The organism is Streptomyces hazeniae (genome assembly GCF_031845485.1).
Lineage (GTDB): Bacteria > Actinomycetota > Actinomycetes > Streptomycetales > Streptomycetaceae > Streptomyces > Streptomyces hazeniae.
Window position 1 is genome coordinate 1 of record NZ_JAVREQ010000007.1, and the last position, 13,103, is coordinate 13,103.

The following is a 13,103-nucleotide window of genomic DNA, read 5'->3' on the forward strand; positions in this document are numbered from 1 at the left end:
TCTTGATGCCGTCCTCGACGAGCTGCTTCAGCTCCGGCTCCACCACGAACTCGCGGATGTCGGGGGCGAGGAGGGAGTCGAGGTCGATGTCCGCCGCGTGCTGCGAGGACACCACGACGGTGTCCAGGCGGATCGCCTTGTCACCGTCGTACTCGATGGTGACCTGCGTCTTTCCGTCGGGTCGCAGGTAGGGAATGGTGCCGTTCTTCCGGACGGCCGAGAGCCGCTGGGAGAGGCGGTGCGCCAGAGTGATGGGCAGCGGCATCAGCTCGGGCGTCTCGTCGCAGGCGTAGCCGAACATCAGGCCCTGGTCGCCGGCGCCCTGCTTGTCGAGTTCGTCCTCGTCGCCTTCGACGCGCTTCTCGTACGCGGTGTCGACGCCCTGGGCGATGTCCGGGGACTGCGCTCCGATGGACTCCGACACGCCGCAGGACGCACCGTCGAAGCCCTTCTTCGAGGAGTCGTAACCGATCTCCAGGACCTTGCCGCGCACCAGCGAGGCGATGGGCGCGTAGGCCTTGGTGGTGACCTCGCCGGCCACGTGCACCAGGCCCGTGGTGATCAGCGTCTCGACGGCGACGCGCGAGGTCGGGTCGTCCTTGAGCAGGGCGTCGAGAATGGTGTCGCTGATCTGGTCGGCGATCTTGTCGGGGTGACCCTCGGTCACGGACTCCGAGGTGAACAGGCGGCGGGACACATCGCTCCCTGGGGTTGCAGCGGCTGCTGGCTGAACATGGCCGGATGCGTCGGGGGCTGCGCCCGATGACGATCCGTGGCCAGTTTATCCATGCCGGCCCGAATCCAATCGCGGTGTCTCGAACTGCGACATGATTCAGGGAAAACCTCAGGACCGCGGAAAGCGGTCCCGCACCAGGTCCCACACCGTGTCGGCGAGTGCCTCCTTGGGCCCGTGCGGGACCGGGGTCTCGCTGCCGTCGGCGCCGAGCACCACCGCCTCGTTCTCCTCGGCGCCGAAGGTGCGCCGCTCCCCCACCTCGTTGACGACCAGCAGGTCGCAGCCCTTGCGGACGAGCTTGGCGCGCCCGTTGGCCAGTACGTCGTCGGTCTCCGCGGCGAACCCGACGACGACCTGCCCCGGACGGGTCCGGTCGCCGGCCACTTCGGCGAGCACGTCGGGGTTGCGCACGAGGGCGACCGGCTCGGGGTCCCGGCCCTCCTGCTTCTTGATCTTCCCGGTGGCGTAGGCGGCGGGCCGGAAGTCGGCGACCGCGGCGGCCATCACCACGGCGTCGGCGTCGCCCGCGGCCTCGAGCACCCGTTCCCGCAGTTCGACGGCGGTGCCGACGGGGACCACGTGCACGCCGGCGGGGTCGGGCAGCGCCGTGTTGGCGGCCACCAGGGTGACCCGGGCGCCGCGCGCGGCCGCCGTGCGGGCGAGGGCGTAGCCCTGCTTGCCGGAGGAGCGGTTGCCCAGGTAGCGGACCGGGTCCAGCGGCTCGCGGGTGCCGCCGGCGCTGACCACCACGTGCCGTCCGGACAGGTCGGCGGGCGCGGCGCCGCGGGCCAGGACGTGCCGGCAGGCCTGGAAGATCTGGTCCGGGTCGGGCAGCCGGCCCCGGCCGGTGTCGGCGCCGGTCAGGCGGCCGACCGCCGGTTCGAGGACGACGCAGCCGCGACGGCGCAGGGTGGCGACGTTCTCCCGGGTGGCCGGGTGCTCCCACATCTCGGTGTGCATGGCCGGGGCGAAGAGGACGGGGCAGCGGGCGGTGAGCAGCGTGTTGGTCAGCAGGTCGTCCGCCATGCCGTGGGCGGCCTTCGCGAGCAGGTCCGCGGTGGCGGGCGCGACGACGACGAGGTCGGCGCGCTGCCCGATGCGCACATGCGGCACCTCGTGCACCGTCTCCCAGACCTCGGTGGCGGCGGGGCGGCCGGACAGCGCCGCCCAGGTCGGCTCGCCGACGAAGCGCAGCGCGGAGGCGGTGGGCACCACGGTGACGGCGTGCCCGGACTCGGTGAGGCGCCGCAGCAGCTCGCACGCCTTGTAGGCGGCGATGCCGCCGCTCACTCCCAGCACGACCTCGGTACGGGCCCGGTCCATCGTCGCTCCCCACTCGTGCTCCGGCCGGGGCCCGGTCCGCGGGCGCCCGGCGTCAGGGTTCCATGACACACCAGGGGCCCGGCAGCCGCGCTGCCGGGCCCGTGCTGTGTGCCGCGCCTACGGGGTGACCGGGCCGTCCACGGCCTCGGAGGTGAGGAGACCCGCGTTGATCTCCCGCAGCGAGATGGAGAGCGGCTTCTCGTGGACGTGGGTGTCCACCAGCGGGCCGACGTACTCCAGCAGGCCCTCGCCGAGCTGCGAGTAGTACGCGTTGATCTGGCGTGCGCGCTTGGCGGCGTAGATCACCAGGCTGTACTTCGAGTCGGTGGCCTCGAGCAGCTCGTCGATCGGCGGGTTGATGATGCCCTCGGGCGTGGTGAGGGAAGAGGACACGCTGAAACCTTCCGGAGTGTCGAGGGTGGTTCACGAGTGGCGGGCGGTTCTCCCGTCGGCACGGGCCGGCTCCGCTGAGGTCACTCGTCGTTCATCAAGGCTAGCAGCTCGGCGGAGACGTCCTGGACGGAGGTGTTGACCAGGGTGGTGTCGAACTCCGACTCGGCCGCCAGCTCGGTGCGGGCGGCGGCCAGCCGGCGTTCGATCACCTCGGGCGCCTCGGTGCCGCGGCCGGTGAGTCTGCGCACCAGCTCCTCCCAGCTCGGCGGGGCCAGGAAGACCAGCCGGGCCTCGGGCATGGAGGCCCGGACCAGCCGGGCGCCCTGAAGGTCGATCTCCAGGAGCACCGACTCGCCGGCCTCCAGCCGGTCCAGCACGGCGCGCCGGGGCGTGCCGTAGCGGTTGCCCGCGAACTCGGCCCACTCCAGCAGTTCGCCGTTGGCGACGAGCTTGTCGAACTCTTCGTCGTCGACGAAGAAGTACTGCACGCCGTGCTTCTCGCCGGGGCGGGGAGCACGGGTGGTGGCGGAGACCGAGAGCCAGACCTCGGGATGTTCTTTGCGCAGATGGGCGACGACCGTGCTCTTGCCGACCCCGGAGGGGCCGGAGAGCACGGTCAGCCGCGGACGATGAGCCATGGAGCGATTATCCAGGTTTCCCGCCGGGGCGGGAAACCTGGGGATTCAGGCGCTGCCGAACTCGCGCTCCAGGGCCGCGATCTGGTTGGACCCGAGACCGCGCACACGGCGGCTCTCGGAGATGCCCAGTCGCTCCATGATCTGCTTGGCGCGGACCTTGCCGACGCCGGGCAGGCTCTCCAGGAGGGCGCTGACCTTCATCTTGCCGATGACGTCGTTCTCCTGGCCCTGCTTGATGACTTCGTGGAGGGAAGCGCCGGAGTGCTTCAGCCGGTTCTTGACCTCGGCGCGCTCCCGGCGAGCCGCGGCGGCCTTCTCGAGCGCGGCTGCGCGCTGTTCAGGGGTAAGGGGCGGAAGAGCCACGCCTACGTCACCTCGGATGTCGAACTGTCGGATATGGATCGGTGTGGAGCCTTGCGGCTCCGCACCCGCGGAGCACCGAGCAACGCGTCCCCCTGCCCCTTCGGACCTGGGGAGGCTCCACTTCTACGTGCTCCCGACGGAGACTAGCGGCCGAGGGCGCTCCAGTCAGCGATAACTGCGGAAAAGTCCTGGTCAGCTTGATTCCCCTGGGGGAATTTACGGACATACCACCACAGAATGACTCAGGAGAGGAAGCGCGCGAGCTCCTCCGCCTGTGTCGCGGCGGCCGCACGCAGGGCCTCCACGCCGGGCCCGTGCCGCAGCACGCCACGGCTCACGCTGGGCAGCACGTGGGAGGCGGCGGTCCCGAAGACCCGGGGCAGGTCCTCGGCGGCGGCGCCCTGCGCACCGATCCCGGGCGCCAGCAGCGGCCCGTTGATCGCGAGCGGCGCGCCGAGGCGTTCCGGGACGTCGCCGAGAGTGGCGCCGACGACCGCGCCGAACGAGCCGAACGGCTCCGCCCCGGCGTTCTCCGCACGGAGCTGCTCCAGCACGGCAGCGGCGACGGCGCGGCCGTCCTCGCCGCGGGCGTGCTGCACCTCGGCGCCCTCCGGATTGGAGGTGAGGGCCAGGACGAAGACGCCGCATCCGTTGTCCCGGGCCGTTTCCAGGGCGGGCCGCAGCGCACCGAGGCCGAGGTAGGGGCTGACGGTGACGGCATCGGAGAACAGCGGGGAGCCCTTCTCCAGGTAGGCGGCGGCGTAGGCGGCCATGGTGGAGCCGATGTCGCCCCGCTTGGCGTCCGTGATCACCAGCGCTCCGGCGCCGCGGGCCTCGGCCACCGCGCGTTCGAGGACGGCGACGCCGCGGGAGCCGAAGCGTTCGAAGAACGCGGACTGCGGCTTGAGCACGGCGACGCGGTCGGCCAGCGCCTCGACCACGGTGCGGGTGAAGGTCTCCAGGCCGCCGACGTCGTCGGCCAGGCCCCAGGAGGCGAGCAGCGAGGGGTGCGGGTCGATGCCGACGCAGAGGGGGCCGCGGGCGTCCATCGCGGCGCGGAGGCGGGCGCCGAAGGGTTCCCGGGCGGGTGCGCGACTCATGGGGTGGCCTTCCGGGTGTCTGCGCCGACGGCTTCGGCGAGGGTGGCGTGCGGGCTGGCGGCGAGGCGGGCGGCCAGGCCCTTGTGGACCGAGCGGCACCACAGCGGGCCGCGGTAGACGAACGCGCTGTACCCCTGGACCAGGGTGGCGCCGGCGAGGATGCGCCGCCAGACGTCCTCGGCGTCCTCGACGCCGCCCACGCCGACCAGGACGATGCGGTCGCCGACCCGCTCGTACAGGCGGCGCAGCACCTCCAGGGAGCGCTGCTTCAGGGGAGCGCCGGACAGGCCGCCGGTCTCGGCGACGACGGCCGGGTCGGCGGTGAGCCCGAGTCCGTCGCGGGCGACGGTGGTGTTGGTGGCGATGATGCCGTCCAGTCCCAGGTCGAGGGCGAGGTCGGCGACCGCGTCGACGTCCTCGTCGGCCAGGTCGGGGGCGATCTTGACCAGCAGCGGCACCCGGCGGCCCGGCACCGTCCGGTCGGCAGCCTCCCGTACGGCCGCCAGCAGCGGGCGGAGCTGCTCCGCGGCCTGCAGGTTCCGGAGCCCGGGGGTGTTGGGCGAAGAGACGTTGACGACCAGGTAGTCGGCGTAGGGCGCCAGTCGCTCGGCCGAGGTGACGTAGTCCGCGACGGCCTCCGCCTCGGGGACGGCCTTGGTCTTGCCGATGTTGACACCGACGGTGGTGCGGAACGCCGGGCCGCGGGCGGCGCGGCGGGCCAGGCGTGCGGCGACGGACGCCGAGCCGTCGTTGTTGAATCCCATCCGGTTGACCAGCGCACGGTCCGGGACCAGGCGGAACAGCCGCGGCCCGGGGTTCCCGGGCTGCGGCCGCGCGGTCACGGTGCCGGTCTCGACGTGGTCGAAGCCGAGCATCGCCATGCCGTCGATCAGGGTCGCGTTCTTGTCGAAGCCCGCGGCGAGCCCGAACGGGCCGTGCATGCGCAGGCCCAGCGCCTCGGTGCGCAGCGCGCGGCGGCGCGGCGCGAGGTAGGCGGCGAGGAAGGTGCGCAGCACGGGGACGCGGGCCGCGAGGGCGATCCAGGCGGTGGCCAGGTGATGGGCGCGCTCGGCGTCCATCCGGCTCAGGACCGTGCGGAAGAGCAGCCGGTACATGTCCCCCCTCAGGCGCCGCGGGCAGCGGTCAGGTGGCCGGCGTGCTCCTGGAGGGAACGGACTCCGACCTCTCCCCTGCCGAGCGCGTCGATGCCCTGCACGGCGGCGGCGAGCGCCTGGACCGTGGTGAGGCACGGCACGGAGCGGGCGACGGCGGCGGTGCGGATGTCGTAGCCGTCCAGGCGGCCGCCGGTGCCGTAGGGGGTGTTGACGATGAGGTCGACCTGGCCGTCGTGGATGAGCTGGACGATGGTCTTCTCGCCGTTCGGGCCCTCCCCCTCGCTGTGCTTGCGCACCACGGTGGCGTGCATGCCGTTGCGCCGCAGGACCTCGGCCGTGCCGGAGGTCGCGAGCAGCTCGAAGCCGAGCGCGACCAGTTCCCGGGCGGGGAAGATCAGCGACCGCTTGTCGCGGTTGGCGACCGAGACGAACGCACGGCCCTTGGTGGGCAGCGCGCCGTAGGCGGCGGCCTGGGACTTGCCGTAGGCGGTGCCGAAGACGGAGTCGATGCCCATCACCTCACCGGTGGACCGCATCTCCGGGCCGAGGATGGTGTCCACGCCCCGGCCGTGCACGTCGCGGAACCGGGTCCACGGCATGACGGCCTCCTTGACGGAGATCGGCGCGTCCATCGGCAGGGTGCCGCCGTCGCCCTCGGCCGGCAGCATCCCCTCGGCGCGCAGCTCGGCCACGGTGGCGCCCAGCGAGATGCGGGCGGCGGCCTTGGCCAGCGGCACGGCGGTGGCCTTGGAGGTGAAGGGCACGGTGCGGGAGGCGCGCGGGTTGGCCTCCAGCACGTAGAGGATGTCCCCGGCCATGGCGAACTGGATGTTGATCAGTCCGCGGACGCCGACTCCGGCCGCGATCGCCTCGGTGGAGGCGCGGAGGCGCTTGATGTCGTGGCCACCGAGGGTGATGGGCGGCAGCGCGCAGGCGGAGTCGCCGGAATGGATGCCGGCCTCCTCGATGTGCTCCATGACGCCGCCGAGGTAGAGCTCGTGGCCGTCGTAGAGGGCGTCCACGTCGATCTCGATGGCGTCGTCGAGGAACCGGTCCACCAGCACCGGGTGTTCGGAGATCAGCCCGGCGTGCCGGGTGAGGTACTCGGCGAGGGAGGGCTCGTCGTAGACGATCTCCATACCGCGTCCGCCGAGGACGTAGGAGGGCCGCACCATGACCGGGTAGCCGATCTCGGCGGCGATGCCCTTGGCCTCGTCGAAGGAGTAGGCGGTGCCGTACTTGGGGGCGGGCAGGCCGGCGTCGGTGAGGACGCGGCCGAAGGCTCCGCGCTCCTCGGCGAGGTTGATGGCCTCCGGGGAGGTGCCGACGATGGGCACCCCGTTGTCCTTCAGCGCCTGGGCGAGCCCGAGCGGGGTCTGCCCACCGAGCTGGACGACGACGCCCGCGACCGGTCCGGCCTGCTGTTCCGCGTGCACGATCTCCAGGACGTCCTCCAGGGTGAGCGGCTCGAAGTAGAGCCGGTCGGAGGTGTCGTAGTCGGTGGAGACGGTCTCCGGGTTGCAGTTGACCATGACGGTCTCGTAGCCCGCGTCGTGCAGGGCGAAGGAGGCGTGGACGCAGGAGTAGTCGAACTCGATGCCCTGTCCGATGCGGTTGGGACCGGAGCCGAGGATGATCACGGCCGGCTTCTCGCGGGGCGCGACCTCGGTCTCCTCGTCGTAGGAGGAGTAGAAGTACGGGGTGCGGGCGGCGAACTCGGCGGCGCAGGTGTCGACGGTCTTGTAGACCGGGCGGACCCCGAGCGCGTGCCGCACCTCGCGGACGACGTCCTCACGCAGGCCGCGGACGGCGGCGATCTGGGCATCGGAGAGGCCGTGCCGCTTGGCGTGGTCGAGGAGACCGGCGTCGAGGCGTTCGGCGGCGGCGACCTCCTGGGCGATCTCGTGGATGAGGAAGAGCTGGTCGGTGAACCAGGGGTCGATCTTCGTGGCGTCGAAGACCTCCTGCTGTGTGGCACCGGCCCGGATGGCGTCCATGACGGTGTTGATCCGGCCGTCGGTGGGGCGTGCGGCCTCGGCGAGGAGGGCCGTCTTGTCGCCGGGCGCGCCGGTGAAGTCGAACTGGGAGCCCGTCTTCTCCAGGGAGCGCAGCGCCTTGTTGAGGGCCTCGGGGAAGTTGCGGCCGATGGCCATCGCCTCGCCGACCGACTTCATGGTGGTGGTCAGCGTGCTGTCGGCGGCGGGAAACTTCTCGAACGCGAAGCGCGGCGCCTTGACGACGACGTAGTCGAGGGTCGGCTCGAACGACGCCGGGGTCTTCTCCGTGATGTCGTTGGGGATCTCGTCCAGGGTGTAGCCGATGGCGAGCCGAGCGGCGATCTTCGCGATGGGGAAGCCGGTGGCCTTGGAGGCGAGGGCGGAGGACCGGGAGACGCGCGGGTTCATCTCGATGACGACGACCCGGCCGTCCTCGGGGTTGACGGCGAACTGGATGTTGCAGCCGCCGGTGTCCACGCCGACCTCGCGGATGACGGCGATGCCGACGTCGCGCAGGATCTGGTACTCGCGGTCGGTCAGGGTCATCGCGGGCGCGACGGTGAGGGAGTCGCCGGTGTGCACGCCCATCGGGTCGAAGTTCTCGATGGAGCAGACCACCACGACGTTGTCGTGCCGGTCGCGCATCAGCTCCAGCTCATACTCCTTCCAGCCGAGGATGGACTCCTCCAGGAGCACCTCGGTGGTCGGGGAGAGCGTCAGGCCCTGGCCGGCGATGCGGCGCAGCTCGTCCTCGTCGTGGGCGAAGCCGGAGCCGGCGCCGCCCATGGTGAAGGACGGCCGGACGACGACGGGGTAGCCGCCGAGGGTTTCCACCCCGGCGAGGACGTCGTCCATGGTGTGGCAGATGACCGACCGGGCGGACTCGCCGTGTCCGGTCTTCGCGCGGACCGCCTCGACGACCTCCTTGAAGCGGTCGCGGTCCTCGCCCTTGTGGATGGCGTCGACCTCGGCGCCGATCAGCTCGACGCCGTACTCGGCGAGCACCCCGGAGTCGTGCAGGGCGATGGCGGTGTTGAGCGCGGTCTGCCCCCCGAGGGTGGGCAGCAGCGCGTCGGGCCGTTCCCTGGCGATGATCCGCTCGACGAACTCGGGGGTGATCGGCTCGACGTAGGTGGCGTCGGCGATCTCCGGGTCGGTCATGATCGTCGCCGGGTTGGAGTTCACCAGGACGACGCGCAGGCCCTCGGACTTCAGGACCCGGCACGCCTGGGTGCCGGAGTAGTCGAACTCGGCGGCCTGGCCGATCACGATCGGGCCGGAGCCGATGACCAGGACGCAGGCGATGTCGGTGCGCTTAGGCACGCTGGCCCTCCATAAGGGTCACGAAGCGGTCGAAGAGGTAGGCGGCGTCGTGGGGGCCGGCGGCCGCTTCGGGGTGGTACTGGACGCTGAAGGCTGGGCGGTCGAGGAGGCGCAGACCTTCGACGACGTCGTCGTTGAGGCAGCGGTGGGAGACCTCGGCCCGCCCGTACGGGGTGTCGGCGGGTCCGTCGAGCGGGGCGTCGACGGCGAAGCCGTGGTTGTGCGCGGTCACCTCGACCTTGCCGCCGGTCCAGGTGCCCCCGCCGCTGCGTTCCTGGACGGGCTGGTTGATGCCTCGGTGGCCGTACTTGAGCTTGAAGGTGCCGAAGCCCAGGGCGCGGCCGAGGATCTGGTTGCCGAAGCAGATGCCGAAGAGCGGGGTCCGGCGCTCGAGCACGCCGCGCATCAGTGCGACGGGGTGTTCGGCGGTGGCGGGGTCACCGGGGCCGTTGGAGAAGAACACGCCGTCGGGCGCCACGGCGTAGATCTCGTCCAGGGTGGCCGTCGCGGGGAGGACGTGGACCTCGATGCCGCGTTCGGCCATCCGGTAGGGGGTCATGCCCTTGATCCCGAGGTCGACGGCGGCGACGGTGAAACGTTTCGTGCCCTGGGCGGGGACGACGTACACCGCGTCGGTGGCGACCTCGCCGCACAGGTCGGCCCCCTTCATCTGCGGAGCGGACCGGACCCTCTCCAGCAGCGCGGCCTCCTCGCCGAGCCCGGTGCCGGAGAAGATGCCCACGCGCATCGCGCCGCGTTCGCGCAGGTGACGGGTGAGCGCACGGGTGTCGACGCCGCTGATGCCCACGACGCCCTGGGCGGTCAGCTCCTCGTCGAGGCTGCGTACCGAGCGCCAGTTGGAGGGCACCCGGGCGGGGTCGCGGACCACGTAGCCGGCGACCCAGATGCGGCCGGACTCGGGGTCCTCGTCGTTGACGCCGGTGTTGCCGACGTGCGGGGCGGTCATGACGACCACCTGGCGGTGGTAGGAGGGGTCGGTGAGGGTCTCCTGGTAGCCGGTCATGCCGGTGTTGAAGACGGCCTCGCCGAAGGTCTCCCCCACCGCGCCGTAGGAGCGTCCGCGGAAGACGCGGCCGTCCTCCAGGACGAGCATCGCGCCGTCGGTCCGGGTGCGCTGGGCGGGGGTCGTCATCGTGCACTCTCCTGGGCGTCGGTCAGGGCGTTCACCGCGTCCACCCAGGCGGGGTGGTCGGCGGCGCGGTCGGAGCGGAAGCCGGAGTCGATGCGGCGGTCGCCGTGCTCCCAGGTGATCACCAGCAGGCCGCCCTCGGTGAGGACCTTGCCGGCGATGCCCTTGTCGAGCCGTGCGCCGCGCAGCCGCCCGGCGGGGACGAAGAAGTCCTCGGCGCCGGGCCTGCGGACGTCGAGCCCCCGGTCGGTGAGGGTCACCTCGGCCCGGCTGCGGACGCCGAGGCCGTGGGCGACGATGCGGTCCAGCCACTGCCCGGCGGTGGTCGAGCCGTGGTAGCGGCCGGTGAGCGCCAGGCGCTCCGCGCCGGGGTCGGCGGGGGCGGCGGGGAGCGGCGGCAGGTCGCCCTGGAGGGTGCCGCGCCACTTCCAGCCCTGCCGCATCAGCCAGTACAGCAGGGCGACGAACAGCAGCAGCCCGACGGTCCAGCCGATGCGCGCGGGCCAGTTCGTCACCTCCTGGGACTTCGGCTCCGCCGCGGCGAGGCCGGCCAGGTGGTTCAGGTGGGTGAGGACGTTGGGGTGGTTCAAGGGGCTCACTGCAGCTTTCCGTCGACGACCGTCGGCGTTCCCCGCAGGAAGGTGTGGGTGACGCGTCCGGGCAGCTCACGGCCCTGGTAGGGCGTGTTGCGGCTGCGCGAGGCGAAGCCCGCGGGGTCCACCTGACCACGGTATGCCGGGTCGAGGAGGGTCAGGTTGGCGGGCTCGCCCGGTGAGACGGGCCGGCCCTGTCCGGCCAGGCGGCCGATGGCCGCGGGCCGGGAGGACATCCGGTCGGCGACGCCGGACCAGTCCAGCAGGCCGGTGTCGACCATGGTGTGCTGCACCACGGACAGGGCGGTCTCCAGGCCGACCATGCCCATGGCGGCGGCGCCCCACTCGCAGTCCTTGTCCTCGTGCGGGTGCGGGGCGTGGTCGGTCGCCACGCAGTCGATGGTGCCGTCGGCGAGGGCCTCGCGCAGTGCGCGGACATCGGCCTCGGTGCGCAGCGGCGGGTTGACCTTGTAGACCGGGTCGTAGGAGCGGACCAGCTCGTCGGTGAGCAGCAGGTGGTGCGGGGTGACCTCGGCGGTGACGTCCCAGCCCTTGGACTTGGCCCAGCGCACGATCTCCACCGAGCCCGCGGTGGAGAGGTGGCAGATGTGCACCCGTGAGCCGACGTGGGCGGCCAGCAGCACGTCCCGCGCGATGATCGACTCCTCGGCGACGGCCGGCCAGCCGCCGAGGCCGAGTTCGGCGGAGACGACGCCCTCGTTCATCTGGGCGCCCTCGGTGAGCCGCGGCTCCTGGGCGTGCTGGGCGACGACGCCGTCGAACGCCTTCACGTACTCCAGTGCCCGGCGCATGATCACGGCGTCGTCGACGCACTTGCCGTCGTCGGAGAAGACGCGGACCCCGGCGGCGGAGTCGTGCATGGCGCCCAGTTCGGCCAGTTGCTTGCCCTCCAGGCCCACCGTGACGGCGCCGACGGGCTGCACGTCGCAGTAGCCCGACTCGCGGCCGAGGCGCCACACCTGCTCGACCACGCCGGCGGTGTCGGCGACGGGGAAGGTGTTGGCCATGGCGTGCACGGCGGTGAAGCCGCCCATGGCCGCCGCCCGGGTGCCGGTGAGCACGGTCTCGGAGTCCTCCCGGCCGGGTTCGCGCAGGTGGGTGTGCAGGTCGACGAGGCCGGGGAGCAGGATCTGCCCGTCGCCGTCGATCACCCGGGCGCCGGTGCCGTCCAGGCCGGTGCCGGTGCCGGTGGCGGCGATCCTGCCGTTCTCGATCAGTACGTCGGCCGGCTCGCCGCCGAGCACGCGGGCGCCGCGGATCAGGGTCTTGCTCATCGTTCGTTCTCCTCGGCGGTGGGTGCTGGCGGTGTCGTGCTGGGCTGGGTGGCGACGGCGGGCTCGCTGCCGCCGAGCAGCAGGTAGAGGACGGCCATCCGGATGCTGACGCCGTTGGTGACCTGCTCGACGGCGGTGCAGCGCGGGGAGTCGGCGACCTCGGCGGTGATCTCCATGCCGCGGTTCATCGGGCCGGGGTGCATCACCAGGGCGTGCGCCGGCATCCGGGCCATGCGCTGCCCGTCGAGGCCGTAGCGGCGGGCGTACTCGCGCTCGGTGGGGAAGAAGGCGGCGTTCATCCGTTCGCGCTGGACGCGCAGCATCATCACGGCGTCGGTCTTGTCCAGGACGGCGTCCAGGTCGTAGCTGACCTCGCAGGGCCAGTGCTCGACGCCGACCGGGACCAGCGTGGGCGGCGCGACGAGGGTGACGTGTGCGCCGAGCGTGCTGAGCAGGTGGACGTTGGAGCGGGCGACGCGGCTGTGCAGGATGTCGCCGACGACGGTGATGTGGCGTCCGGCCAGGTCGCGTCCGGTGCCCTCGCCCTCGGTCAGGCGGCGGCGCATGGTGAAGGCGTCGAGCAGCGCCTGCGTGGGGTGCTCGTGGGTGCCGTCGCCGGCGTTGACGACGCTGCCGCCGATCCATCCGGAGGTGGCGAGGCGGTGCGGGGCGCCGGAGTCGTGGTGGCGGATGACGACGGCGTCGGCGCCCATGGCCTCCAGGGTGAGCGCGGTGTCCTTGAGGGATTCGCCCTTGGAGACCGAGGAGCCCTTGGCGGAGAAGTTGATGACGTCGGCGGACAGCCGCTTGGCCGCGGCCTCGAAGGAGATCCGGGTGCGGGTGGAGTCCTCGAAGAAGAGGTTGACCACGGTGCGGCCGCGCAGCGTGGGGAGCTTCTTGACCGGCCGGTCCGCGACGCGGGCGAGTTCCTCGGCGGTGTCGAGGATCAGTACGGCGTCGTCGCGGGTGAGGTCGGCGGCCGAGATGAGATGACGCTTCATCGGTTGCCTTGTCTGGGTGAGGAGGTGCCGGGCGGAGCGGTTGCGGGCAGCGCGGGGCGGGGGTGGGCCGCGCGCC

Annotated in this window: 12 protein-coding genes; all 12 read right to left on the reverse strand. The window is 72.1% G+C overall.

Annotation, left to right across the window (positions count from 1 at the left end):
* On the reverse strand, nucleotides 1-697 hold a 697-nt coding region (locus RM572_RS09810), incomplete at its 3' end, for an S-adenosylmethionine synthetase N-terminal domain-containing protein (RefSeq protein ID WP_311672884.1).
* A gap of 147 nt (nucleotides 698-844) precedes the next feature.
* Complete coding sequence (gene coaBC / locus RM572_RS09815; RefSeq protein ID WP_311672885.1) at nucleotides 845-2,059, reverse strand: bifunctional phosphopantothenoylcysteine decarboxylase/phosphopantothenate--cysteine ligase CoaBC; 1,215 nt, start codon at nucleotides 2,057-2,059, stop codon at nucleotides 845-847.
* 117 nt (nucleotides 2,060-2,176) lie between these two features.
* Nucleotides 2,177-2,452, reverse strand: a complete 276-nt coding sequence (rpoZ, locus tag RM572_RS09820; RefSeq protein ID WP_136185044.1) for a DNA-directed RNA polymerase subunit omega — start codon at nucleotides 2,450-2,452, stop codon at nucleotides 2,177-2,179.
* Between the two features lie 80 nt (nucleotides 2,453-2,532).
* Nucleotides 2,533-3,090, reverse strand: coding sequence for a guanylate kinase (gmk, locus tag RM572_RS09825; RefSeq protein ID WP_136185043.1), 558 nt, complete (start codon nucleotides 3,088-3,090; stop codon nucleotides 2,533-2,535).
* Nucleotides 3,091-3,135: 45 nt separating this feature from the next.
* Complete coding sequence (locus RM572_RS09830) at nucleotides 3,136-3,453, reverse strand: integration host factor (RefSeq protein ID WP_027762615.1); 318 nt, start codon at nucleotides 3,451-3,453, stop codon at nucleotides 3,136-3,138.
* 242 nt (nucleotides 3,454-3,695) lie between these two features.
* Nucleotides 3,696-4,553, reverse strand: a complete 858-nt coding sequence (gene pyrF, locus RM572_RS09835; protein WP_311672886.1) for an orotidine-5'-phosphate decarboxylase — start codon at nucleotides 4,551-4,553, stop codon at nucleotides 3,696-3,698.
* Nucleotides 4,550-5,668: a quinone-dependent dihydroorotate dehydrogenase gene (locus RM572_RS09840; protein ID WP_311672887.1), complete on the reverse strand. Its 1,119-nt coding sequence runs from the start codon at nucleotides 5,666-5,668 to the stop codon at nucleotides 4,550-4,552. Before RM572_RS09840 ends, pyrF begins: the two co-directional genes overlap by 4 nt.
* Nucleotides 5,669-5,676: 8 nt before the next feature.
* On the reverse strand, nucleotides 5,677-8,988 hold the full coding sequence (gene carB / locus RM572_RS09845) for a carbamoyl-phosphate synthase large subunit (protein WP_311672888.1): 3,312 nt from the start codon (nucleotides 8,986-8,988) through the stop codon (nucleotides 5,677-5,679).
* Complete coding sequence (gene carA, locus RM572_RS09850) at nucleotides 8,981-10,141, reverse strand: glutamine-hydrolyzing carbamoyl-phosphate synthase small subunit (RefSeq protein ID WP_311672889.1); 1,161 nt, start codon at nucleotides 10,139-10,141, stop codon at nucleotides 8,981-8,983. The genes carB and carA overlap by 8 nt, the downstream gene beginning before the upstream one ends.
* The gene (locus RM572_RS09855; RefSeq protein ID WP_394813570.1) at nucleotides 10,138-10,737 is read right to left on the reverse strand and encodes a PH-like domain-containing protein; all 600 of its coding nucleotides are present in this window, start codon (nucleotides 10,735-10,737) and stop codon (nucleotides 10,138-10,140) included. The genes carA and RM572_RS09855 overlap by 4 nt, the downstream gene beginning before the upstream one ends.
* Nucleotides 10,734-12,026, reverse strand: coding sequence for a dihydroorotase (locus RM572_RS09860; protein WP_311672890.1), 1,293 nt, complete (start codon nucleotides 12,024-12,026; stop codon nucleotides 10,734-10,736). The genes RM572_RS09855 and RM572_RS09860 overlap by 4 nt, the downstream gene beginning before the upstream one ends.
* Nucleotides 12,023-13,027 carry an aspartate carbamoyltransferase catalytic subunit gene (locus RM572_RS09865; RefSeq protein ID WP_311672891.1) on the reverse strand — a complete coding sequence of 335 codons (1,005 nt, stop codon included), beginning with the start codon at nucleotides 13,025-13,027 and terminating at the stop codon, nucleotides 12,023-12,025. Before RM572_RS09865 ends, RM572_RS09860 begins: the two co-directional genes overlap by 4 nt.
* Nucleotides 13,028-13,103: the final 76 nt, after the last annotated feature.